The sequence below is a fragment of the Kribbella sp. NPDC104218 genome, from assembly GCF_055584105.1.
Genome location: NZ_JBVJMQ010000003.1, coordinates 1,096,576 through 1,118,569, shown reverse-complemented (window position 1 = coordinate 1,118,569; position 21,994 = coordinate 1,096,576). Strand labels below are relative to the sequence as shown.

General features: G+C 70.2%; 22 protein-coding genes. 20 read left to right on the top strand and 2 right to left on the bottom strand.

The window, feature by feature from the left end; all coding sequences use genetic code 11:
* Positions 1-68: 68 nt before the first annotated feature.
* The 9 genes from ACZ6ZD_RS29915 to ACZ6ZD_RS29875 are packed head-to-tail and all read left to right on the top strand — an operon-like array spanning position 69 to position 7,212.
* Positions 69-749 carry a helix-turn-helix transcriptional regulator gene (locus ACZ6ZD_RS29915; protein ID WP_465677256.1) on the top strand — a complete coding sequence of 227 codons (681 nt, stop codon included), beginning with the start codon at positions 69-71 and terminating at the stop codon, positions 747-749.
* The gene (gene sufB, locus ACZ6ZD_RS29910) at positions 746-2,158 is read left to right on the top strand and encodes a Fe-S cluster assembly protein SufB (RefSeq protein ID WP_465677255.1); all 1,413 of its coding nucleotides are present in this window, start codon (positions 746-748) and stop codon (positions 2,156-2,158) included. Before ACZ6ZD_RS29915 ends, sufB begins: the two co-directional genes overlap by 4 nt.
* Positions 2,158-3,357, top strand: coding sequence for a Fe-S cluster assembly protein SufD (gene sufD / locus ACZ6ZD_RS29905; RefSeq protein ID WP_465677254.1), 1,200 nt, complete (start codon positions 2,158-2,160; stop codon positions 3,355-3,357). The genes sufB and sufD overlap by 1 nt, the downstream gene beginning before the upstream one ends.
* Positions 3,354-3,692, top strand: a complete 339-nt coding sequence (locus ACZ6ZD_RS29900; protein WP_171673532.1) for a Rieske 2Fe-2S domain-containing protein — start codon at positions 3,354-3,356, stop codon at positions 3,690-3,692. Before sufD ends, ACZ6ZD_RS29900 begins: the two co-directional genes overlap by 4 nt.
* A 25-nt stretch (positions 3,693-3,717) precedes the next feature.
* Entirely contained in the window at positions 3,718-4,479 is a 762-nt protein-coding gene (gene sufC, locus ACZ6ZD_RS29895) for a Fe-S cluster assembly ATPase SufC (protein ID WP_465677253.1), read from the top strand.
* A complete protein-coding gene (locus ACZ6ZD_RS29890) occupies positions 4,476-5,732 on the top strand; it encodes a cysteine desulfurase (protein WP_465677252.1) in 1,257 nt (418 codons plus the stop codon). The genes sufC and ACZ6ZD_RS29890 overlap by 4 nt, the downstream gene beginning before the upstream one ends.
* Before the next feature lies 1 nt (position 5,733).
* On the top strand, positions 5,734-6,192 hold the full coding sequence (sufU, locus tag ACZ6ZD_RS29885; RefSeq protein WP_465677251.1) for a Fe-S cluster assembly sulfur transfer protein SufU: 459 nt from the start codon (positions 5,734-5,736) through the stop codon (positions 6,190-6,192).
* The gene (locus tag ACZ6ZD_RS29880) at positions 6,185-6,589 is read left to right on the top strand and encodes a metal-sulfur cluster assembly factor (protein WP_465677250.1); all 405 of its coding nucleotides are present in this window, start codon (positions 6,185-6,187) and stop codon (positions 6,587-6,589) included. Before sufU ends, ACZ6ZD_RS29880 begins: the two co-directional genes overlap by 8 nt.
* Positions 6,586-7,212, top strand: coding sequence for an acVLRF1 family peptidyl-tRNA hydrolase (locus ACZ6ZD_RS29875; protein ID WP_465677249.1), 627 nt, complete (start codon positions 6,586-6,588; stop codon positions 7,210-7,212). Before ACZ6ZD_RS29880 ends, ACZ6ZD_RS29875 begins: the two co-directional genes overlap by 4 nt.
* Here the strand turns inward: ACZ6ZD_RS29875 and ACZ6ZD_RS29870 are convergent.
* Positions 7,188-7,748 carry a hypothetical protein gene (locus ACZ6ZD_RS29870; protein WP_465677248.1) on the bottom strand — a complete coding sequence of 187 codons (561 nt, stop codon included), beginning with the start codon at positions 7,746-7,748 and terminating at the stop codon, positions 7,188-7,190. The genes ACZ6ZD_RS29875 and ACZ6ZD_RS29870 overlap by 25 nt on opposite strands.
* On the bottom strand, positions 7,748-14,011 hold the full coding sequence (locus ACZ6ZD_RS29865; RefSeq protein ID WP_465677247.1) for a hypothetical protein: 6,264 nt from the start codon (positions 14,009-14,011) through the stop codon (positions 7,748-7,750). The genes ACZ6ZD_RS29870 and ACZ6ZD_RS29865 overlap by 1 nt, the downstream gene beginning before the upstream one ends.
* Positions 14,012-14,131: 120 nt before the next feature.
* Here ACZ6ZD_RS29865 and ACZ6ZD_RS29860 point away from each other — a divergent pair, with 120 nt between their 5' ends.
* The 11 genes from ACZ6ZD_RS29860 (at position 14,132) to ACZ6ZD_RS29810 (ending at position 21,895) form a co-directional block, all read left to right on the top strand.
* Positions 14,132-14,584, top strand: a complete 453-nt coding sequence (locus ACZ6ZD_RS29860; RefSeq protein ID WP_465677246.1) for a hypothetical protein — start codon at positions 14,132-14,134, stop codon at positions 14,582-14,584.
* Between the two features lie 53 nt (positions 14,585-14,637).
* Positions 14,638-15,375, top strand: a complete 738-nt coding sequence (locus ACZ6ZD_RS29855; protein WP_465677245.1) for a hypothetical protein — start codon at positions 14,638-14,640, stop codon at positions 15,373-15,375.
* Complete coding sequence (locus ACZ6ZD_RS29850) at positions 15,375-16,169, top strand: hypothetical protein (protein WP_465677244.1); 795 nt, start codon at positions 15,375-15,377, stop codon at positions 16,167-16,169. The genes ACZ6ZD_RS29855 and ACZ6ZD_RS29850 overlap by 1 nt, the downstream gene beginning before the upstream one ends.
* Positions 16,166-17,476 carry a CpaF family protein gene (locus ACZ6ZD_RS29845; RefSeq protein ID WP_465677243.1) on the top strand — a complete coding sequence of 437 codons (1,311 nt, stop codon included), beginning with the start codon at positions 16,166-16,168 and terminating at the stop codon, positions 17,474-17,476. The genes ACZ6ZD_RS29850 and ACZ6ZD_RS29845 overlap by 4 nt, the downstream gene beginning before the upstream one ends.
* A complete protein-coding gene (locus ACZ6ZD_RS29840) occupies positions 17,476-18,375 on the top strand; it encodes a type II secretion system F family protein (RefSeq protein WP_465677242.1) in 900 nt (299 codons plus the stop codon). The genes ACZ6ZD_RS29845 and ACZ6ZD_RS29840 overlap by 1 nt, the downstream gene beginning before the upstream one ends.
* Positions 18,372-19,292 (top strand): type II secretion system F family protein, encoded by a 921-nt coding sequence (locus ACZ6ZD_RS29835; protein ID WP_465677241.1) that lies wholly within the window; start codon positions 18,372-18,374, stop codon positions 19,290-19,292. Before ACZ6ZD_RS29840 ends, ACZ6ZD_RS29835 begins: the two co-directional genes overlap by 4 nt.
* A gap of 88 nt (positions 19,293-19,380) precedes the next feature.
* Positions 19,381-19,602, top strand: coding sequence for a hypothetical protein (locus ACZ6ZD_RS29830; protein WP_465677240.1), 222 nt, complete (start codon positions 19,381-19,383; stop codon positions 19,600-19,602).
* A gap of 6 nt (positions 19,603-19,608) precedes the next feature.
* A complete protein-coding gene (locus tag ACZ6ZD_RS29825; protein ID WP_465677239.1) occupies positions 19,609-20,040 on the top strand; it encodes a TadE family protein in 432 nt (143 codons plus the stop codon).
* Positions 20,037-20,468, top strand: a complete 432-nt coding sequence (locus ACZ6ZD_RS29820; RefSeq protein ID WP_465677238.1) for a TadE/TadG family type IV pilus assembly protein — start codon at positions 20,037-20,039, stop codon at positions 20,466-20,468. The genes ACZ6ZD_RS29825 and ACZ6ZD_RS29820 overlap by 4 nt, the downstream gene beginning before the upstream one ends.
* Positions 20,458-21,231: a Tad domain-containing protein gene (locus ACZ6ZD_RS29815; protein ID WP_465677237.1), complete on the top strand. Its 774-nt coding sequence runs from the start codon at positions 20,458-20,460 to the stop codon at positions 21,229-21,231. The genes ACZ6ZD_RS29820 and ACZ6ZD_RS29815 overlap by 11 nt, the downstream gene beginning before the upstream one ends.
* 19 nt (positions 21,232-21,250) lie before the next feature.
* The gene (locus ACZ6ZD_RS29810; protein WP_465677236.1) at positions 21,251-21,895 is read left to right on the top strand and encodes a hypothetical protein; all 645 of its coding nucleotides are present in this window, start codon (positions 21,251-21,253) and stop codon (positions 21,893-21,895) included.
* Positions 21,896-21,994 lie beyond the last annotated feature (99 nt).

Below are 21,994 nucleotides of genomic sequence, written 5' to 3'. Positions count from 1 at the left end.
CGGCGGACCGTGAACCGGTTAGGGGAGCCTTATTTGAAGGGCCCGTCGAATTACGCGACACTGATGTTGTGAAAACTGCCGAGCGGGACGAGTCGACGCGTGACCGGGTCGCGCGCTCGATTCTCACCAACGGCCCGTCCAGCGCCGCGGTGCTCGCCGAGCGCCTCGAGCTGACGCCCGCCGCCGTCCGGCGGCACCTCGACCATCTGCTCGACGAGGGCCTGGTCGAGGCCCGCGAGGAGCGCGTCTACGGCCCCCGCGGCCGCGGCCGCCCCGCGAAGGTCTTCGTGCTGACCGATTCCGGCCGGCACGCGTTCCACCAGGCGTACGACGACCTGGCCGCCACCGCGCTGCAGTTCATCGCGGAGGCCGGCGGGGACGAGGCGGTGGCGGAGTTCGCGCGCCGCCGCGCCGTCGAGGTGGGACAGCGGTACCAGGAGCTGATCGACGCGGCTCCGGAGACCGACAAGGCGGAGGCGCTGGCCCAGGCGCTCACCGGTGACGGCTACGCCGCCTCCACCGCGGTCAAGGGTCAGGGCACCCAGCTCTGTCAGCATCACTGCCCGGTCGCGCACGTGGCCGAGCAGTTCCCCCAGCTGTGTGAGGCCGAGACCGAGGTGTTCGCCACCTTGCTCGGCCGCCACGTCCAGCGGCTGGCCACCATCGCCCACGGCGATGGCGTTTGCACCACCCACATCCCGGGGGCAACTCCGGTTTCCGACGGCGAATCTGCGAGGACTGCACGATGACGCAAACCGCTCACCCCGAACTGGAAGGCCTCGGCAACTACCAGTACGGCTGGTCCGACTCCGACGCCGCCGGCGCGGTCGCCCAGCGCGGCCTGAGTGCTGACGTCGTGGCGGGGATCTCGGCCCTGAAGAGCGAACCCGAGTGGATGCTCGACCTGCGGATGAAGGGCCTCAAGCTCTTCGACCGCAAGCCGATGCCGTCGTGGGGCGCCGACCTGTCCGGGATCGACTTCGACAACATCAAGTACTTCGTCCGGTCGACCGAGAAGCAGGCGTCGTCCTGGGAGGACCTGCCCGAGGACATCAAGAACACCTACGACAAGCTCGGCATCCCGGAGGCGGAGAAGCAGCGCCTGGTCGCCGGCGTCGCCGCGCAGTACGAGTCCGAGGTCGTCTACCACCAGATCCGCGAGGACCTGGAGGAGCAGGGCGTCATCTTCCTCGACACCGACACCGGCCTGAAGGAGCACCCGGAGCTCTTCCAGGAGTACTTCGGCTCCGTCATCCCGGTCGGCGACAACAAGTTCGCCGCGCTGAACACGGCCGTCTGGTCCGGTGGCTCGTTCATCTACGTGCCCAAGGGCGTCAAGGTGGACATCCCGCTGCAGGCCTACTTCCGGATCAACACCGAGAACATGGGCCAGTTCGAGCGGACGCTGATCATCGTCGACGAGGACGCCTACGTCCACTACGTCGAGGGCTGCACCGCGCCGATCTACAAGTCGGACTCGCTGCACTCCGCGGTCGTCGAGATCATCGTGAAGAAGGGCGCCCGCTGCCGCTACACGACGATCCAGAACTGGTCGAACAACGTCTACAACCTGGTCACCAAGCGCGCCACCTGCGAAGAGGGCGCGACGATGGAGTGGATCGACGGCAACATCGGCTCCAAGGTGACGATGAAGTACCCGGCCGTCTACCTGATGGGCGAGCACGCCAAGGGCGAGACCCTGTCGGTCGCGTTCGCGGGCGAGGGCCAGCACCAGGACGCCGGTTCCAAGATGGTGCACAACGCGCCGTACACGTCGAGCTCGATCGTCTCGAAGTCCGTGGCCCGCGGTGGCGGCCGGACGTCGTACCGCGGTCTGGTCGAGGTCGCGCCGGGTTCGCACCACAGCAAGTCCACGGTGCGCTGTGACGCGCTGCTGGTCGACACGATCAGCCGCTCCGACACCTACCCGTACGTCGACGTCCGCGAGGACGACGTCGCGATGGGGCACGAGGCGACCGTCTCCAAGGTCTCCGACGACCAGCTCTTCTACCTGATGAGCCGGGGGATGGCCGAGGACGAGGCGATGGCGATGATCGTCCGCGGCTTCATCGAGCCGATCGCCCGCGAACTCCCGATGGAGTACGCGCTGGAACTCAACCGGCTCATCGAGCTGCAGATGGAAGGGGCCGTCGGCTGATGTCGACCGAGACACTGGTCGCTACTGGAAACAAGGCGCACTCGCACGGGCCGGGTTCGCCGGTCCCGCTGCAGGCGCGCAGTGAGCGGCCGACGTCGTACGACGTCGACGTCTTCCCGGTGCCGAACGGGCGCGAGGAAGAGTGGCGCTTCACGCCGATCAAGGCGCTGAAGGGCCTGTTCGAGGACGCCGACGGCACCGAGGCGCCGAAGCTCGAGGCGACCGGCCCGGAGCGGGTCGAGATCGAGACCGTCGTCGCCGACGCGCTCAAGGTGCTCACCCCGCAGGACCGCCCGGCCGCGATCGCGTGGAAGCGGTCGCCGTCGGCGCTCGCCGTCCGGATCCCGAACGAGGCCGAGCTCACCGAGCCCGTCCACGTCAACGTCGCGAGCCTCGGCGGCCGCGGTTTCACGCACCTGATCGTCGAGGCCGGCCGGCACAGCCGCGGTCTCGTCATCATCGACCACACCGGCGCCGGTGAGCTGAGCAGCAACGTCGAGATCAAGGTCGGCGACGGCGCGGAGCTGCGGGTCGTGAGCATCCAGCAGGGTGACCACGAGTCGATCCACCTCGCCCAGCACGACTCGGTCGTCGGCCGCGACGCCAAGCTCAAGCACGTCGTCGTGACGCTGGGCGGCAAGGTCGTCCGGATCAACGCCAACGTCCGGTACGCCGGTCCGGGCGGCGACGCCGAGTTTCTCGGCGTCTACTTCGCCGAGTCCGGTCAGCACCACGAGCACCGGCTCTTCGTCGACCACGAGGCGACCAACTGCAAGAGCAACGTGCTCTACAAGGGCGCGCTGGCCGGGGACGACGCCCGCTCGGTCTGGATCGGCGACGTGCTGATCCGCGCCGCGGCCGAGGGCACCGACACCTTCGAGCTGAACCGGAACCTGGTCCTGACCGAGGGCGCCCGCGCCGACTCGGTGCCGAACCTGGAGATCGAGACCGGCGAGATCGAGGGCGCGGGTCACGCGTCCGCGACCGGCCGCTTCGACGACGAGCAGCTGTTCTACCTGCAGGCTCGCGGCATCCCCGAGGACGCCGCCCGCCGCCTGGTGGTGGCCGGCTTCTTCAATGACATCATCGGCAAGATCGGCGTCCCCGAGGTCGTCGACCACCTGCACGAGGTGATCGAGACCAAGCTGGCCCGTACCGCCGAGATCAGCGCTTCCGCCAAGGCAGCGCTCGGCCAGTGAGCGACAGCTTCGAGCGCGCCTGCGCCGCCGCCGACGTACCGGACGAGGGAGTCGTCTCGGTGGAGATCGGCGGCGTCGAGGTCGCGGTCGTGAAGAGCGAAGGCCAGTACTTCGCCGTCCGCGACGAGTGCTCGCACGCGCAGATCCAGCTGTCCGAGGGTGACGTCGGCAACTGCGAGATCGAGTGCTGGCTGCACGGATCGCGGTTCGACCTGCGCACCGGCGAGCCGCTCAGCCTGCCCGCCTACGACCCGGTCCCGGTGTACCCGGTCCGCGTCGAGGGCACCGACCTCCTGGTCGACGTCAAGAACCCCCTGAACCAGCAGTCCCTGTAAAACGAACCGGAGACAGAGAAACCTCATGGCGACACTCGAGATTCGCGACCTGCAGGTATCGGTCGACACCGAAGCCGGGCCGAAGCAGATCCTGCGCGGCGTCGACCTGACCATCGCCGGTGGTCAGACGCACGCGATCATGGGCCCGAACGGCTCCGGCAAGTCGACCCTGGCGTACTCGATCGCCGGTCACCCGAAGTACAACATCACCGGCGGCTCGGTGACGCTGGACGGCGAGGACGTGCTGGACATGTCCGTCGACGAGCGCGCCCGGGCCGGCCTGTTCCTGGCCATGCAGTACCCGGTCGAGGTCCCCGGCGTCTCGGTGGCCAACTTCCTCCGGACGGCCAAGACCGCGATCGACGGCGAGGCCCCGAAGCTGCGCACCTGGGTCAAGGACGTCAACACCGCGCTGGCGTCGCTGGAGATGGACCCGGAGTTCGCCACCCGGAACGTGAACGAGGGCTTCTCCGGCGGTGAGAAGAAGCGCCACGAGATCGTCCAGCTGGAGCTGCTCGACCCGAAGATCGCGATCCTGGACGAGACCGACTCCGGCCTCGACATCGACGCGCTGAAGATCGTCTCCACCGGCGTCAACCGGTTCGCCGAGAAGGGTGACAAGGGCGTTCTGCTGATCACCCACTACACCCGGATCCTGCGCTACATCAAGCCGGACTTCGTGCACGTGTTCGTCGACGGCAAGGTCGCCGAAGAGGGCGGCGCCGAGCTGGCCGACGAGCTCGAGGCGAACGGCTACGAGCGCTTCGTCAAGGCCGTCGCCAAGTGACCGACGCCCGGACTTTCAGCAGTCCCCTGGACCTGCAGTCGGTCCGGGCGGACTTCCCCATCCTGAGCCGTGAGCTCGCGGGTGGGCACCCCTTGGTCTACCTGGACTCGGCCAACTCTTCGCAGAAGCCGCGCCAGGTGGTCCAGGCGATCGAGGACCACTACCTGATCCACAACGCGAACGTCGCCCGCGCCATGCACCAGCTCGGCGCGGAGGCGACCGCGGCGTACGAGGGCGGGCGGGACAAGGTCGCGGCCTTCATCGGCGCGACCAACCGCGACGAGATCGTCTTCACCAAGAACGCCTCCGAGGCGCTCAACCTGGCCGCGCACACGCTCGGCGCCGGGCTGAAGCCGGGGGACGTCGTGGTGATCTCCGAGATGGAGCACCACAGCAACATCGTCCCGTGGCAGCTGGCGTGTGAGCGCAGCGGCGCGACGCTGAAGTGGTTCGGCGTCACCGAGGACGGCCGGCTCGACCTGAGCAACATCGACGAGCTGCTGACCGAGCAGACCAAGGTCGTCGCCCTGACCTGGGTCTCGAACGCACTCGGCACGATCAACCCGATCGCGGAGATCGCCGTCAAGGCGAAGGCGGTCGGCGCGACGGTGGTGGTCGACGCGTCGCAGGCCGTCCCGCAGTTCCCGGTCGACGTGTCCACGCTCGGCGTGGACATCCTGGTCTTCACCGGGCACAAGGCGGTCGGCCCGACCGGCATCGGCGTCCTCTGGGGCCGGTACGACCTGCTCGCCGAGCTGCCGCCGTTCCTCGGTGGCGGCGAGATGATCGAGGTCGTCCGGATGACCGGCTCGACGTACGCGCCGCCCCCGGCCCGGTTCGAGGCCGGGACGCCGCCGATCGCCCAGGCCGTCGGTCTCGGCGCCGCCCTGGACTACCTGTCCGGGATCGGCATGGACAAGATCGCCGCACATGAGCACGCGATCGTCGAGTATGCGCTGGAGGGGCTGAAGACCGTCAAGGGTCTCAAGCTGCTCGGCCCGGCCGACGCGACGGACCACGGCGGCGCGATCAGCTTCGAGCTGGCCGGCGTCCATCCGCACGACGTGTCGACCGTGCTGGACACTCGCGGGATCGCCGTCCGCGCCGGGCACCACTGCGCGCGGCCGGTCCACGAGCGGTTCGGAATGCAATCGTCGACCAGAGCGTCTTTCTACCTGTACACGACGCCCGGGGAGATCGACGCGCTCGTCGACGGCCTCGAGTTCGTCCATAGCTTCTTCAAGGTGGACTGATATGCAGCTCGACAGCCTTTACCAGGAGATCATCCTGGATCACTACCGCACCCCGCACCACGCGGGGCTGGCGGACCCGTACGACGTGGAGGTGCACCACGTGAACCCGTCCTGCGGGGACGAGGTCACGCTCCGCGTCGAGCTCGACGGCGACACCGTGAAGGGCGTCACCCATCACAGCGTCGGCTGCTCGATCAGCCAGGCGGCGACGTCCGTCATGTCGGACCTGGTGATCGGCAAACCGGTCGCCGAGGGGATGGCGACCTACGAGAAGTTCCTGGAGCTGATGCAGGGCCGGGGAAACGTCGAGCCGGACGAAGAGATCCTGGAGGACGGCGTCGCCTTCGCGGGTGTCGCGCAGTTCCCCGCCCGCGTGAAGTGCGCCCTGCTGGGCTGGTCCGCCTGGCGCGACGCGACGGCGCAAGCCCTCGCTGCCAACGAAGGAGTTCGCAATGCCTGACCAGACCGACGAGAAGATCGAGCTGCCCGAGGTCGACCTCGAGGCCGCCGCCGCGGCCCAGGCCGCCGGTGCGCAGCCCGGCACCACCCCGCCGCCGGTCGAGGACGTGCTCGAGGCGCTCAAGGACGTCGTCGACCCCGAGCTCGGCATCAACGTCGTCGACCTCGGCCTGATCTACGGCGTCACCGTCGACGACAGCTCGACCGCGATCATCGACATGACGCTGACCTCCGCGGCCTGCCCCCTCACCGACGTCATCGAGGACCAGACCCGGATGTCCCTCGAGGGCCTCGTCAACGACTTCCGCATCAACTGGGTCTGGATGCCCCCGTGGGGCCCCGAGAAGATCACCGACGACGGCCGGGACCAGCTCCGCGCCCTCGGCTTCAACGTGTGACCCGACCGGTCACGGTCGCGCCGGAGCGGTTGGACAAATGGCTGACCGGCTTCGGTGAACGCCACGGCGACGTCTCGTTCGAGGTAGCACCGCATCAGGTGACGGTGTCTGCCGCGGACGGGACGGTCGCCGTGGTGAGTGTTCCGTTCCAGCCTCTCGCGGAGTTGAGCCGCGAGGGGCTGGTTGCGCATGTGCTGGGTGAGCATCGGCTCGGCGTCCTGCTGGTTCGGCGCGGCGGATACGGGGCCGGGGTGTTCGTCGGCGCGCGGCTGGTCGACTCGAAGGTCGGGTCGCGGCATGTGCAGGGGACGACGAAGGCCGGCGGGTGGTCCCAGCAGCGGTTCGCGCGGCGGCGGGACAACCAGGCGCGGGAGGCGTTCAACGCGGCGACCGAGGTCGCGGTCCGGATCCTCGCCGAGGCGCGGCTGGATGCGTTGGTGTGCGGGGGAGACCGGCGCGCGATCGACACCGTGCTGGAGGACCCGCGGCTGAAGGGGCTGGTCCCGCTGGTGCGGGCGCCGTTCCTCGGCGTCCCGGACCCGAAGCAGAAGGTGCTGGAGCAGGCCGGGGTGGACGCGCGGGCGATCCGGATCGAGATTCAGGACGTCGACGGGCCGGCGTAGAGCGCGCGGAAGTCGGCGAGCGTGCCTTCGTAGTACTCCAGATCGTCGAACAGCTTCCCGCGGAACAGCATCTGCGGGCTCTCGGCCAGCAGCCGGCGGCCGTACTCCGACCAGACGGCCGACTCCGGCACCTGGTCGGCGTCCTCGGGCAGGAACTTGATCGCCTCGCGGACGGCGTACGCTGCGTACTCCCAGTTCAGCTCGACGACCGAGCGGTCCTGATCGGGCTGACCGGTGTACGACATGTCGGCCGTCAGCGCCCGGCGGGCGAACGTGCCCGACAGGACGGCCCAGAGCGCGGCGTCCATGATCGTCGAGACGCCGAGGCCGAACGGTACGCCGAGTTTGCGGGAAGCGTCCTCGGCGGCGTACGGGATCTCGATCTCGCCGACGGTCGACGCGTACGTCCAGCCGGTCTCGCCCTCGGTCAGGTTGCCGGAGAGCCCGGGCGGCGGCACCGCCGGGACGCTCTCGTCGGCGGCGGTCAGCACGCTCTCGTAGACCTGTGCCTCGATCAACGACCTCGCCCGCAGCATCAGTGCCCTCGTTCCTGTTCGCGGCTCGACCGGGTGGACCCTACCGTGCTCGGCGTCGCCGCCGGGCTCAACTGGCGCGCCGTCGTGCTGTAGTCGAGGCCCTTGAGCATGCTGTCCGGTACGCCGCTGCGCACCAGCTCGTCGGACACCTTGGCGCTGAAGTTCTCGTCGGGACCGGCGGCGTCGTACACCTGGCGAAGGTCGACCCGGCCCTGCGCCATCAGCGCCAGGCGCGGATCCAGCCCGCCGAAGGCCGCACCGAAACCGCCGTCGCCGACCCCGGCCAGCGTGCCGTTGCTCGCGGCAACGTAAACCCGCTCCTGGCCGTCCCGGTCGGCCATCGCCACGACCAGCGTCGTCCCGTCGCGCTTGGCCTGCGCGAGCGCGTCGACGAGCGGGCGGTAGGGCTCGTAGACCTGGTTGCCCGCGGCATCTTCGTGGTACGCCGAAGCCCGGATGTCCGGCGTCCGCAGCTTCTCGGGGGTGAGCTGCAGCCGGGCCGCTGCTGATGCGTTGTCGGCGCCCGCTCCGGTCTCCAGCTGACGCAGCGCGTCGAGGTACTCGTGTTTGAGCATCTTGACCACGAACTGGGCCTCCGCGGCGTTCGGAAGCTGTTTGTGCTGCTTGCCCTTCGCGATCGTCACGTCGTAGCTGACCGGGATCCGGACCGCGACGACCTCGCCCTCCTCGAACTTGGTCGTCTCCAGCCGCGTGCCGTGCCCGGCGGAGCTCTGCTCCTTGACCTGCCGGCTCGCCGAGCCGCCGACCGAGACCGGGCCGCCCGCGACACCTGCGTTCACCGAGCCCGGGCCGAGGCGACTCGACGTACTGGATGAGCGGGAGCTGGTCTCCAGCCGGCTCACCGAGCCGGTCTGCGCGTCACTGACGGCGTCCTCGGCGAGCGCGAAGCCGGTCATCCGGGCTTTGACCGTGACCGCGACCGTCGCGTGGCCGTTGCCGCGCGTCGCCATCTGCATCAGCTGGAGGCCGTTCGGGCCGGTCAGCTCGGCGAACGACGCCTTCAGCCCGACCGGACCGAGCTGATCCCCGAGCGCACCCTGGGCTTCGGCGAAGCCGCTGACGCCGAGCCATTGCGGCCGGGCGAGTTCGGCTTCGAGAGCGTTGTAGAGCTGGTCGGCCGGACGCGCGCCCTGCGGATACGGCAAGGCGGTCTGGACGATCGCGCTCTCGGAGAGCTGGATCGAGCGGTGGTCGAACTGCTGCTCTGCTGCCGCCTCCCGGCTACCTGGCTCGCCGATGAGTGCGCGCGGCGCGAGCAGCGTGACGTCCGCGGCGAGCTGCCGCGGGCTCGCGGCGATGCTTTGCTCGGCGGGTGTGGTGCGCTGGAGCTTCCAGCGCGCGCTGGTCATCGCGGCGGCGCCCGCGTCCCGGACCCGGACAACCTCGCTGGTGAACACCACCCGGCGCTCGACCGCGGCCAGGTCGAAGTGACCGCTCATGTCGATCGTCGTGGCCAGCTCGCCGCTGCCTGCTGTCGTCTGCCGCTCCCGCTTAAGCCCGGCGCCGCCCGTGACGTCGCCGCTGCCGCCGCCGATGCCCGCGTCGTACGTCGTACTACGGCCGATCGAGCGGTTCTGGCCGCGGAACCGGTAGGCGCCGTCGAGACCGACCGCGTCGACCTTCTGGATCTCTGGCGTGCCGTCGACGGTGTAGTCGCCGACGTAGCGTGCGGTGATGCGAACCCGGTACAGATCGGGGTTGGGCTGACCGGCGACCGGCACCTCGACCGTGGTGTTGAAACCGCGTGGGCCGAGCATGTTCTCGAAGTCGCCCTGGAAGGCGTCCAGGTTGACCCGCAGCGCCGGTGCGAGCAGCTGGCTCTCCGCGAGCACACCGGGGGCGATCTGCTCGAACTGCGGCCGGACCAGCTCGAAGAGGTCAACCCGCTCACCCGGTCGGCCGACCGGCGCGATCGACTCGATCTGGGCCGACGCGACGCTGGTGTCGTACGAGGCGCCGAGGTCGACCGCTCGGCGTTGCTCGGCGAGCTGCTCGGTCGCCTGCAAGGTCTCGTCCACGCGCGCAGCCGGCGACGGGCGTTGCGCGCCGGAGTTGTCGAGCAGCTTGGCGACGAGCTGCTCGCTGGTGTGCTCGGCGGCGAGCCCGGTCGTCGCCCCGGCCTTCTCGACCTGGTAGCGACGGATGAAGCCGGCCGCGGTCTTCGCGTCCATCGGCAGGCGGTCGTTCAGGTAGCGCTCGGCGGCATCGGCCACGAAGGGCAGCGGCAGATCCATCCGGCCGGCGGCGTACAGGGGGTGGGCTCGTCGCTCGGCGATTGCCCGCTGTGCGATCGCGTCGTCCAGCGGGACGGTTTGGACGACGGCGCCGCGGCTGTCGACGATATCGGCCTGGAGCCGGAAGCGGTTCAGCAGTTCGTAGTGCGTGCCGAGGTGGATCAGCTGCCACTCTTGGGCGTTCGTCTGGCTGTTGCCGGTCGACTCCGACGTCCCTGCGGACCGGCCGACCGAGCCGGCGACCGGGCTGGTGCCGCTACCGATCGCGGCGCCACCGCCCGTCGACGAACCGGCGGTGAGGCTGGAGTCCGTCATGTTGAGGTTCATGTTGCCGGTGATCTGACCGGTCGCCGCGACGACGGTCTGACTGACCGCCTCTCCGCGCAGCACCACCTTGTACTGCTGGGCTTGCAGGCCGCGCTGCGTGACGACCAGCGGGATCTCGAGGTTGCCGTTCATCCAGTCCGGGTTGGCGACGAGACTTTCCGGGGACAGGGCGGCGTGGATCTGCGCGACGGCGCTGGAGTCGGCCCGGAAGCTGTCGACGGCCGCGATGATCTGGTCGGCCGGGTTGCGCGCGTCCACAGCGACAGTGATCGCGTCCCGGATCGCCTGCGGGTGCGGCGCCTTCGGGCTCACCGCGGGCGCCGGCGTCGCGGACCGGGTCAGACCGCTGTCGTACAGCAGGTGCACGCTGCCCGTCACGGCCGCGAGCGGCTGTGCCTGACCCTGCTCACCGAAGGTCATCAGGACGCGTTGCTGCAGGGCGTTGAGCGGCTCGGTGCTCTCGGTGATCGTGACCCGGTTGGCGCGTTTGCCCTCCGACGACGACAGGCTGCGGGCGAGGGCGTTCCGGTTGAGCTTGAGGCCGAACAACCCGGCGGACAGCGGAAGGGATTTCGAGCGGCTCGAGTTCCGGCTGGTGGCGGCCGAGGTGATCCCGAGACGGATGACGTTGCGGGTGGGCGTCGTACCGCGGCCGATCACGGTGTCGAAGTCCTGGCTGACGGCGAGCCGGAACTGGCGGTAGTGCGGATCGCGGCCGGTGCGCTGGTCGACCAGGGTGATCGGGATACCGCCCTGGCAGGCCTGGTTCAGCCCGCCCCGGAGGCGGTGCGCGGTGAGGTTCTGGATGACGGCGTTGTAGTTCGCGTGCTGGCCCGCGCGCCGGAGGTCGTCCTTGCCCGGATCGTCGGCGATCGGCTGGAAGTCGCTGTCGAGCGGCGGGACCAGACCGAGCCGCTGCAGGTTCGTCAGCGCCTGGCGCCGGAGTTCGTCGACGCCGGTCAGCTTCTCGGCGATGGCTTTACCGGGGCCGCGCAGCTGATCGGGACCGTTGCCCAGCCAGGGCGGCAAGGCCTGCGGCGTCGCGGACGGCTCCGGATCACCGCTGAGCAGGAGGCGTCCGTCCTGGTCCAGCCGCTGCGTGCCGTCGGGGTTCCGGAGGACGGCGGCGGCTGCGGCCGGACCGCCGGCGCGCAGCAGATCGTTCTCGGGAACGCGCAGGCGCGCCTCGCAGGTATCGGTGACCACGACCGGCGCCGCGTTGCGGTCGCCGATCTTCCGGAGCACGGCCCGGACCTTGAAATCGACGATCACGCCTTGGGTCGAGTTCTGGTTGCGGTGCGCGGTCGGCGAGATGGTGGTCCGGCTGACGTTCTGGCCGCCGGACCGGCTTACTCCGCGCGCCACGGCGGCCGAGGGCGCACCGGGAACGGTGTCCGCGCCCAGCCCGACGCTCCCGCTCAGCGACGTGCCGTAGGTCTCGCTGGCGCTGATCCCGCTGAACTCGTTCTCGATCTCCTCCTGCCACAGGTCGAAGCTGCGCTCACCGCTGAGCTTCGCAGTGCTCCAGACGGGCTCGAACGCGACCGTCAGCTCGTACGCCGGCCGCCCGGCGACCGAGATCGGACGGGTCAGCCCGCCGGGCTTGACGTACTCGTGCAACAGGCGGGCCGGGTCGCGGGTCATCATGACGTTGAGATGGTCGTAGGCGACCCGGTCGAGCGCGCCGAACTGGTCACGGGTCTGCGTGACGAGGCGATCGCTGATCGCTTGCAGACCGTTGAACCGGGTGACGGTGTGCTGGGGGAGCTCCGGACTGACCTCGTCGGCCCGCCCGAGCTGGGCCAAAGTGACGGTGGCGGCTGCCGGCTTGACCGCGTACGCGCTCGGGACCCAGGTGAGTTGCTTGCCGGCGGCAACTGTCTCGGCCGGTGACCAGGGGGCGGTGGGGGAGTTGCGGACCTCGATCTCCCACTCGCCGGTCCACTGGTAGAGCAGCGACTCGCCGCGATCGTCGTCCACCCGCCCGAACTGGGAGTGCCCGGCCTGGCCGGACGACGCGGTGAAGGATTCCCCCGAGCTGAGGTCGGCCCGCGGCGCGACCACCTGGCCGACCGCGTGGACCGGGCTGGTGGGCGGCGTCATCATGAGGAACGCCTGCAGATCGACGCCGCCCGACGTCCCGGTCGACTGCGTCACGGACGTGCTGACGCCCTGGTTGCCGGTGCCGAACGTGCCGTTGATCTGCTCGGCGAGGTCGTAGTCGCGGTCGACGATCTCGGTGAGATCGCGGCGCTTCATCCGCAACCGCACCTGTGTCACCTGGTTGACGTCGTCGCCGGGCGCGCCGCCGACCGGGATGATCATGCCGTCGGCGGACATCAGCCGCCGGTACTCCGCGGCCGGAATCGGCCGTGGCGCGATGTTGTCGAGCCGCTGACGCAGACCGTTCTCGGCGAGGATGCGGTTGATGTCGTCGACCGGCGCCAGCAGAGCCGGCCCGGTCGGTACGCCGGTCTCCAGCGCGTCGTGGACGGGCATGGCCTGTGCGGTCGCGGCGACGTACTCCGTGCTCCGGTTCGCGGCATCGTCCGCGAGGACGGCGAGCTGTCCGTGCGGACGGCTCGGATCGGCGATGACAGCGTCGGTCTCGGCCAGCAGGTTGCGGTACCCCTGGAGCGTGTGCGCGGCGTTCGCGGCTGCCTGCTGGTAGCCGGCCGCCAGCTCCGTGTGCCGGACAGCCGTGTTCCCCGCGGCAACTGCTGCGACCCGGATCACCCGGGCCCGTTCGGCAGCGCCTCGATCCCGCATCGCGGCCTCGACCTCAGCTTTACCTTCAAGCTCGGCGGCCTCAACGGTCGCAGCGCCTGAGCTGGTCACCTTGGTCTCGGCCAGGTGCGTCAGCTCCGCGACGGCCAGCTCCAGCTCGCCGACCTGCGCGGCCACCTGCTGCCGGAGTTGCGCGGCCCTCGGGTCGACCCGGGTCAGCGCGGTCGCGGCCGCAACACCTTCGGCCGTGTACCGCGCCCCTGCCTGCCAGGGAGCCTCCGGGAGCACACCTCCGCGCCGGCGGATCGCCTCAGCCGTACCCTCCAGCTCACCTTGAACCCAGGCGCCGGCACCCCAAGCCTTGACCAGCAGTTGATAGCGGTCGTACTGGGCGCGCAACTGGTTCTCACGCCGCTCCACCCTGAAGACCCGCCGCAACCGGCCGACGAACCCGGAACGGGACGTCGGCTCGTGCTGGGTCCGGGGCTCGGGAGGCGCGCCGTGGGCCGCGCGGGAGATCGCCCGGCCGCGTTCGAGGACGGAAAGCGGGGAAGCCTGGCTGGGAGTCTGCAGGCGAGCAGCGGCCTCGGGGGAGGTTGCTGCCGCGGCGCGGAGGGCCACCTGCAGCATGGCTTGGGCCTCGGCGGTCCGCGATCGGTCCAGACCGGGGACGGCGAGCATCCGGTCGAGAGCCGCGGTCGCGCCCTGGGCCGGGTCGGTCCGGCGGACCCGTGCGACCTCTGCGCCGAGCAGGGCGACCGTTTCGGCGAGGAGGCGATCGTCCGACACCCCGGCGGCGCGGCGAGCGACGTACTGCTCGATGGCGGTGGTGGAGACGGTGTCACGGCGGCTGGTGAGCCAGATGCGGTCACCCTGCAGCGGAACGGCGGTGGGAAACGCGATCCCGAGGGCCGTTGCGAGAGTCGCGCGTGCGCGCGCCGCTGTGCTCGTCACCGATACCTCACTTTCTGATCGCCTCGCCGGGACGTTAGCAAACAATCGGTTACTCGCCAGCTACTTGAAGCACCCGATCTGTTAACGAATTACGCCCTACTGTCCTCCTAGGATCGACGCATGACTGAGCGTCTTGGCTCCTCGCAATGGACTGTCGCCGAGGCCCGTGGCGTCATCGCCCAACTGCGGCACGTCGCGGCCGACGGCGACGAGTACGACGCGGTCGAGCTTTTCCTCGCCCTGTGCGAGTACCTCGACCAGCTGTACGGCGGCCGCGGCTTCGACGAATTGCTGGCCGGTCCGGCGCGCGCGGCGCTGGCGGGAGCGGTTCGCGAGCTGCACGCCCGGCGTACCGGTGCGGGGGAGCGGCTCGACCAGCCGGTCAACTCCGCCGTCACGCTCACCGACGGCCGCGCGCTGGCCGCGGAGCTGGAGGCCGCGGACGGCTGGCAGCGGGAGCTCGGTCTGGCGCTGCACGGCCTGTACGGCTATCTAGACCAGTTGTACGGCGGCCCGGGCGCTTTCACCGAGTTGCTGACCGTCGAAGAGCGCAGCCGGGTCGCGAGCCGGTAACGGCCAGCGTCTCCTGACCTGATTGGGCCTGCGGTGCCGTTACGGTAGGGCGCGTGAGTCTCTCGTCCTCAACGCGTACTCCGTCCTCCAACGCCCGCGGAGCGGGCCGTTCGGGGGGCGGTGGTACGAACCGCCTCCCCAGTAGCCGAGAGCGCCGGCCCGCCCTGGCCGCCCTCGCCGTCATCCTCATCCTGCTCGGCGCCGCCGGATCGGCGCTGATCGCGCTGAACAGCGGTAACCGCGAGGGGTACGTCGCGATCAGCACCAAGGATCCGATGCCACCCGGCCACCGGCTCCAGCCGGGTGACCTGGCCCGCGGCGATCTGGCCGGTGCCACCGACGGCCTGATCAAGTGGTCGGATCGCAACCAGTTCCTCGGTCAGTACACGACCGGATGGCTGTTCAACGGGCAGTACCTGGCCAAGGGCAACCTCGTGAAGGAGACCCCGATCCCGTCCACCGGCGCGGAGATCGGCGTCGTCCTGGAGGCCGGCCGGGCGCCGGCCGGCGGTCTCATCGAGGGCGACATCGTCCAGGTGGTCCGGGTGCCGAGCGCGAACCAGGACGCCGCCGGTCTGGGCATCCTGGTGACTGCGGCCGAGGTGACCAGCGCGGCCGGCGGTGTGGTGGCCGACAAGACCTCGACGGTGAACACGCTGAACGTGACGATCCTGGTCCCCAGCAGCAAGGCACCGGGTGTGGCTGCCGCGGCTGCGGCGAAAACGCTCGTACTGGTGAAGCTGAACCCCGCAACGAAGCCCGAGGTCGCGCGGAACAACGGAGCCGGTTGATGGCACTGGTGGCATTCGCGAGCGCGAAGGGCTCCCCGGGAGTCACGACCGCCGGTCTCGTCCTCGGCGCGCTCTGGCCGCGGCAGGTGCTGCTGGCCGAGTGCGACCCGTCGGGCAGCGATGTCGGTATCCGGATGACGGCTCCTGGCGGCGCCCCGCTGAACTCGGACCGCGGTCTGGTCTCCCTGGCGGCCGCGAGCCGCAAGGGGCTAGGCGACGAGGTGATCCTCGCCCACAGCCAGCAGTTGGACGGCGGCCTCGACGTACTGCTCGGCGTCCGCTCGCCGGAGCAGATCGGCGGTATGGGCGGCCTCTGGCACCCGCTGGGCATCTCTTTCAACCAGATGCAGGCCGCCGACGTCCTGGCTGACTGCGGGCGGGTCAGCGCGACCGCTCCGCAGCTGCCCGTCATCCACTCCGCGCGGCTGATCGTCATGGTCTGTACGGCGACCGGCTCGTCCGTGGCGCACCTCCGCGAGCGCCTGTCCTCGCTGGTACATCACGTCGACGCCCAGCTCGGAGTGGTCGTCGTGGCCGACCCGAAGCAGCGGGACGCCGTCAAGCAGGTCTGGACGGTTCTCGACCAGATGTCCGTACCGGTCCGGCACCGGTGGCATCTGGCGTACGACCCGGTCGGTGCGGCCTTTTTCGACGGCCGTGGGCACGGCCGGCTGGAAAAGACCCAGCTGATCCGGTCTGCGACCGACATCGCCGCTGAGATGTCGGCGCTGGTCGCCACCCCGCACGACTTCGACATGGCCCAGGCGGCCTTCCCCGGGCAGGGGGAGCGATGACGGCTGATCAGGAGCTGGTCCGCCGCCTGCGGGTCCAGGTCGCGGAGCGGCTGAACGAGCAGCGCCGTCGCGACCAGGTGAACGGCGTCCCGCCGATGAGCGCCGAGGACGAGCGGGAGTACGCCCGGTCGCTGATCGTGCAGGTCCTGGAGGACCACGCCCGCTACGAGCTGGCCGAGGGCCGGACGCCGCCCACCCCGGACGACGACGCCCAGATCGCCGGCGCGATCCACTCCGCGCTGTTCGGCGTCGGCCGGCTGCAGCCGCTGATCGACGACCCCGAGGTCGAGAACATCGACATCAACGGCTGCGACCAGGTCTTCGTCCAGTACGGCGACGGCCGCGAGGAGATGCCGGGCCCGGTCGCCGAGAGCGACGACGAACTGGTCGAGCTGATCCAGGTGCTGGCGGCGCACGCCGGCCTGACCAGCCGCCCGTTCGACTCGGCCAACCCGCAGCTCGACCTGCGGCTGCCCGACGGCTCCCGGCTGTCCGCGGTGATGGGCGTGACGTCGCGCCCCGCGGTCTCGATCCGGCGCGCGCGGCTCGGCCGGGTGTTCCTGCGCGACCTGGTCGCGAACAACACGATCTCCGAGGACGTCGGCTCGTTCCTGCGCGCCGCCGTCCGGGCCCGGAAGAACGTCATGATCGCCGGCGCGACCAACTCGGGGAAGACGACGCTGCTGCGCGCGCTGGCCAACGAGATCGCGCCGCACGAGCGGCTGATCACGGTCGAGCGCTCGCTCGAGCTCGGCCTCGGCGAGTTCAAGGACCTGCACCCGAACGTGGTCGCGTTCGAGGAGCGGCTGCCGAACTCCGAGGGCGTCGGCATGGTCAGCATGGCCGACCTGGTCCGCCGGTCGCTGCGGATGAACCCGTCCCGGGTCATCGTCGGTGAGGTGCTCGGCGACGAGATCGTCACGATGCTGAACGCGATGAGCCAGGGGAACGACGGCTCGCTGTCGACGATCCACTCGAACAGCTCGATGGAGGTGTTCAACCGGATCAGCACGTACGCGATCCAGGCCTCCGAGCGGCTGCCGATGGAGGCCACCCAGATGCTGATCTCGGGCGCGCTCGACTTCGTCGTGTTCGTCCGCAAGCACAACGACTACCAGCACGGCGGCACCCTGACCCGGTACGTCGAGAGCATCCGCGAGGTGACCGGCTGGGACGGTCGCGTGCTGTCCGGCGAGGTCTTCGCGCCCGGTCCCGACGGCCACGCGGCCGCGCACGCCCCGATCGCCTGTATGGACGAGCTCGAGCACTACGGCTACCAGCCGCTCGTGCACGGGACGTGGGCCTGATGACCGACGAGACCCTGCTCGCGCTGCTCTGCGGCGCCGTCGTCGGCGGCGGGATCCTGCTGCTGATCATCGCGATCCGCGGCACCGAGCCGCGCGACGAGACGCCGTCCTTCTTCCGGCGGAACAACGTCGACGGCCGCAAGCAGCTGATCCGGATCGGCAGCGGGATCGCGGTCGGCCTGATCGTGCTGGTCGTCACCAAGTGGCTGGTGCTGGCCGCGGCCCTCGGGCTGCTGGCCGCGATGGCCGACCGGTTCTTCGGCGGTACCGGCGAGGAGCGGCGCGCGATCGACCGGCTGGAGGCGCTGGCCACCTGGACCGAGGCGCTGCGCGACACGATCGCCGGCGCGGTCGGTCTGGAGCAGGCGATCCCGGCCACCGCGGTGAACGCGGCGCCCGCGATCAAGCCCGGCCTGAACCTGCTCGTCGACCGGCTGCGAATCCGGGAGCCGTTGCCCTCGGCCCTGATGCGGTTCGCCGACGACCTCGACGACCCGTCCGCGGACCTGATCGTCGCGGCCCTGGTGCTGAACGCGCGGCTGCGCGGGCCGGGTCTCCGGGAGGTGCTGAGCGCGCTGGCCGACTCCGCGCGCGAGGAGCTCGACGTCCGCCGGAAGGTCGCCGCGGAACGGCGTTCCACCCGGCGTTCGGTCCAGGTGGTCGTCGCGATCACGCTGCTGGTCGCGGCCGCGCTCGTGCTGTTCAACCCGCAGTACGTCGCGCCTTACACCAGCTTCATCGGGCAGTTCGTGCTGTTCATCGTGATCGCGTTGTATGCGCTGGGTCTGATCTGGCTGCGCAGACTGGCCAAGATCGAGGTGCCGGAACGCTTCCTGATCGGCGGTAACGACAAGCGGGCCGGGCGGTCCGAGGAGCGGATGGAGGTGGTCGGCGGATGACGTGGGCCTTCTTCTCCGGCGCTCTGGTCGGGCTCGGCGTGTTCCTGCTGGTGCGGATGTTCGTCCGGCCGCGCGCGAACGTGCTGTCCACCATCGCCCGGATCGACGCCGGCCGGGCCGGCTACACCAGCCGCGCGACCGCGAGCGCGGCCGGTGAGCGCACCCTCGGCGGCCTGGACCGGGCCAAGGAGACGCTCGGCCGGCGGCTCGAGGCCGAGGCGAACGCCCGCGGCTGGGCGTTCGGCAAGCTGCGCCGCGATCTCGCGGTGATGAACCAGCCGTTCGCGACGATGCTGGCGACCAAGGTGTTCTTCGCGCTCGGCGCGCTGATCTTCATCCCGATCGTGCTGTTCCTGTTCAGCGCGATCGGGTTCGCCGCACCTGGTGCGACGCCGGCCGTCGTGACGCTGGGCGCGATGGCGTTCGCGTTCTTCCTGCCCGACCTGGCCCTGCGCCAGGAGGCGGAGGCGCGGCGGCGCGACTTCCGGCACGTGGTCGGCAGCTTCCTGGACCTGGTCGCGATGAACCTGGCCGGCGGCCGCGGGCTGCCGGAGGCGCTGATGACGGCGTCCACGATCGGCGACCACTGGGCGATGGCCAGGATCCGGCAGGCGCTGGCCAACGCGCGGCTGATCGGCATCACGCCGTGGGACGCGATGGCCCGCCTGGGTGAGGATCTCGGCGTCGAGGAGCTGCGGGACCTGGCGTCCGCGCTGGCGCTGGCCGGCGACGAGGGCGCGAAGATCCGCGCCTCGCTGCTGGCCCGGGCCGCGTCGTTGCGCCGCAAAGAGCTCGCCGACGTCGAAGGCAAGGCGGGGGAGCGGTCGCAGTCGATGCTCGTCGCGCAGCTGGTGATGTGCGCGGCGTTCATGCTGTTCCTCGGTTTTCCGGCCGGGATCGCGATCCTGGCGAGCTGAAACGGGTACGGATCCGATCGGCGGAACTGTCCGTCGTACAGGGCATACTGAGGCCAGCCCCGGCCTCAGGAAGTGGAAGGCGAACGAAATGAACACGGAACTGCAGTTCTGGCGCGCGATGGCCGGCTACGCCGTCGCGCGGGCGCACGCGCAGCGCGCGAAGGCCAAGCAGGGCCGCACCGAGCTCGGCGCCTCCGCGCTGGAGTGGGCCATCATCTCCGGGATCCTGGTCACCGCCGCGCTGGCGATCGGCATCATCGTGCGCCGCGTCATCACCAAGCACTCCGGCGAGATCGAGAACGGCGGCTGATCCATCGTGCCGGTCCGCCCCCTCCGCCGGCGCCGCCGTACTGAGCGTGGCGCGAGCTCGCTCGAGCTCGCGATCCTCGCGCCCACGATCATGGCGCTGATCTTCGTCTCGATCCAGACCGCCCTGTACCTGTACGGGCGGTCGGTCGCGCTGAACGCCGCGCAGGAAGGCGTTTCCCGGCTCCGGCTGGTGCAGCCGCCGGTGTACACCCCCGGGATCGGCGAGAAGGTGCGGACCGATATCGAGGCCTACACCAAGGAGCTCGGCGGGACGACGCTGCGCAACCCGGCGGTCGCGCCCCCGGCGTACAACAATCCCGAGGGTCTGGTGTCGTTCACGGTCAGCGGCGACACGGTCTCGCTGGTGCCGGGCCTGAAACTGCACGTCGAGCGGACGGCGACCGGCCCGATCGAGCAGTTCGAGGCGGACGACCGATGAGGAGTCCTCAGTTTCGCGGTGAGCGCGGCACGATGGCCCTCGAGATGGTCATCCTGGCGCCGATCCTGCTGATCCTGTTCATGTTCCTGCTCGCCTGCGGGCGCTACTTCCAGACGTCGTCCCTGCTGGAGAGCGCGGCCCGCGACGGCGCCCGCGCGGCCAGCCAGTCCCGCTCGCTGCCCGAGGCCCAGGGCCGCCTGGACGACGCCGTCACCCGCACGATGGACCAGTCGATCAAGTCCTGCAAGGCGACCGCGGCCGGCACCGTGACCAGCGCGCTGACCGCCGGCGCCCCGCTGTCGGTCGAGGTCACCTGCACCATCGACTACCGCGACCTCAACCTGCTCGGCATCGGCGGCGACACCACCATCACCAAACGCTTCAGCTCGTCCGTCGACCCGTACCGCGGAGTCCGCGATGGCTCCTGAATCACACCGCTCGCGGATCGTCGAGTTCGTCCGCATCGATGCCCCCGGCAACCACCGCTCGATCCTCCCGCGCGGCGCCCTGAGCCCCGCCGTCATCATCCTCGCGGTGATGATCTTCACCCTGGCCGGGCTCGTCATCGACGGCGGCCGCCAGCTCGGCGCCCGCTCCCGCGCCGTCGGCTACGCCCAGGAGGCCGCCCGCGTCGGCGCCGCCACCATCGAGCTCAACACCGCCGACCCCAAGATCGACATCCCCAAGGCCACCACCGCCATCGCCGCCTTCTGCGCCCAGGTCACCGCCAACGACCCCGCCGTCACCGCCTGCGCCCCCACCACCCTCACCGCCGACCAGGTCGACATCGCCGTCACCATCCTCAACAAAACCACCTTCCTCGGCCTCATCGGCAAATCCACCCTCCGCGCCACCGGCGCCGGCACCGCCCACGCCGAACAAGGCATCGAGAAAGCCGACGACAGCCCGACCATTCCGCCCATCTTCGTAACGCGGGTGTCGGGCGGCCCGGGCTGGTCGATCTCCAGTACAGCCGTCCCGCCGGACGCGCCCTGCCCGGCGAAGTGGACGATCGGCTCGCCGACGCCCACCTGGACGCTCGACCCGCTGCCGTTCCCGGCGAGCTGTACGCCGAGCATCACTCCGACGCCGAGTCCGACCCCGACCGACGGCGAGGAGAGCCCCGGCACGCGCCCGACCACGCAGCCGACCTCGAAACCGCCGAAGCCCACCACGCCACCGACCCGCTGACCCGAAGGAAGGACTGACCGTGCGAACCGTTGCCCTGACCGCCGCCGTACTGACCGGTGCCGTGCTGCTGGCCGCCTGCGGCGGGAACTCCGCCGACGGCGGCGCTCCGGTCCCGGTCGGCGGTGGTTCCGAGCCGACCGCGTCGTCGCCGACCGCGAGTACCTCGGCGCCGCAGAGTACGGCCCCGACCAGCGCGCCCACCGCGCCGGCGTCGACACCGCCGAAGAAGGCCCAGGTGATCGTCGTCCCGGGGAACTACGGCGCGAATCCCGCCGTCCAAGGGCTCGTGCAGAGCTACCCGCTGTACTTCCAGGCCTTGGTGAGCAAGGACGACCAGATCCTGCGGACGCAGTTCCCGTCGTTCTTCTACGCCGACACGCAGCAGGAGATCATCGACGCCCGGTCGCAGGGCTGGGTGATGAAGCCGCCGGGGAGTTTGGTTGTCCGCAGCATCAAGGACCAGCCGAACGGCGTCGTCCGGGTGAGCGCCTGCCGCTCGCAGACGACGTTCTACTGGGATGCCAAGGGCAAGCGCTGGACGGTGCCCGCGCCGAACGGGGCGCCCCAGGTGATCGACATGATCAAGACCGGCCTGGGCTGGCGGCCGTACCGGATCGGGCCGCCGAAAGGCGTGAAATGCACCGGAGTGACGTATCCGGCCTAGTCCGGACCGGCGAAATTCACATATCGAACAGGTGACGGGGTACCGGACAACGGGCAAGATGCCACCTGCTCGGACAATAATCTGCCAGAGACGACCCTG

Excerpts from the sequence above, each read along its gene's own strand:
- sufB (WP_465677255.1), top strand. The coding sequence starts at position 746 with ATGACGCAAACCGCTCACCCCGAACTGGAAGGCCTCGGCAACTACCAG.
- sufD (WP_465677254.1), top strand. The coding sequence starts at position 2,158 with ATGTCGACCGAGACACTGGTCGCTACTGGAAACAAGGCGCACTCGCAC.
- sufC (WP_465677253.1), top strand. The coding sequence starts at position 3,718 with ATGGCGACACTCGAGATTCGCGACCTGCAGGTATCGGTCGACACCGAA.
- sufU (WP_465677251.1), top strand. The coding sequence starts at position 5,734 with ATGCAGCTCGACAGCCTTTACCAGGAGATCATCCTGGATCACTACCGC.
- ACZ6ZD_RS29880 (WP_465677250.1), top strand. The coding sequence starts at position 6,185 with ATGCCTGACCAGACCGACGAGAAGATCGAGCTGCCCGAGGTCGACCTC.
- ACZ6ZD_RS29870 (WP_465677248.1), bottom strand. The coding sequence starts at position 7,748 with ATGCTGCGGGCGAGGTCGTTGATCGAGGCACAGGTCTACGAGAGCGTG.
- ACZ6ZD_RS29860 (WP_465677246.1), top strand. The coding sequence starts at position 14,132 with ATGACTGAGCGTCTTGGCTCCTCGCAATGGACTGTCGCCGAGGCCCGT.
- ACZ6ZD_RS29850 (WP_465677244.1), top strand. The coding sequence starts at position 15,375 with ATGGCACTGGTGGCATTCGCGAGCGCGAAGGGCTCCCCGGGAGTCACG.
- ACZ6ZD_RS29845 (WP_465677243.1), top strand. The coding sequence starts at position 16,166 with ATGACGGCTGATCAGGAGCTGGTCCGCCGCCTGCGGGTCCAGGTCGCG.
- ACZ6ZD_RS29840 (WP_465677242.1), top strand. The coding sequence starts at position 17,476 with ATGACCGACGAGACCCTGCTCGCGCTGCTCTGCGGCGCCGTCGTCGGC.
- ACZ6ZD_RS29835 (WP_465677241.1), top strand. The coding sequence starts at position 18,372 with ATGACGTGGGCCTTCTTCTCCGGCGCTCTGGTCGGGCTCGGCGTGTTC.
- ACZ6ZD_RS29830 (WP_465677240.1), top strand. The coding sequence starts at position 19,381 with ATGAACACGGAACTGCAGTTCTGGCGCGCGATGGCCGGCTACGCCGTC.
- ACZ6ZD_RS29820 (WP_465677238.1), top strand. The coding sequence starts at position 20,037 with ATGAGGAGTCCTCAGTTTCGCGGTGAGCGCGGCACGATGGCCCTCGAG.
- ACZ6ZD_RS29815 (WP_465677237.1), top strand. The coding sequence starts at position 20,458 with ATGGCTCCTGAATCACACCGCTCGCGGATCGTCGAGTTCGTCCGCATC.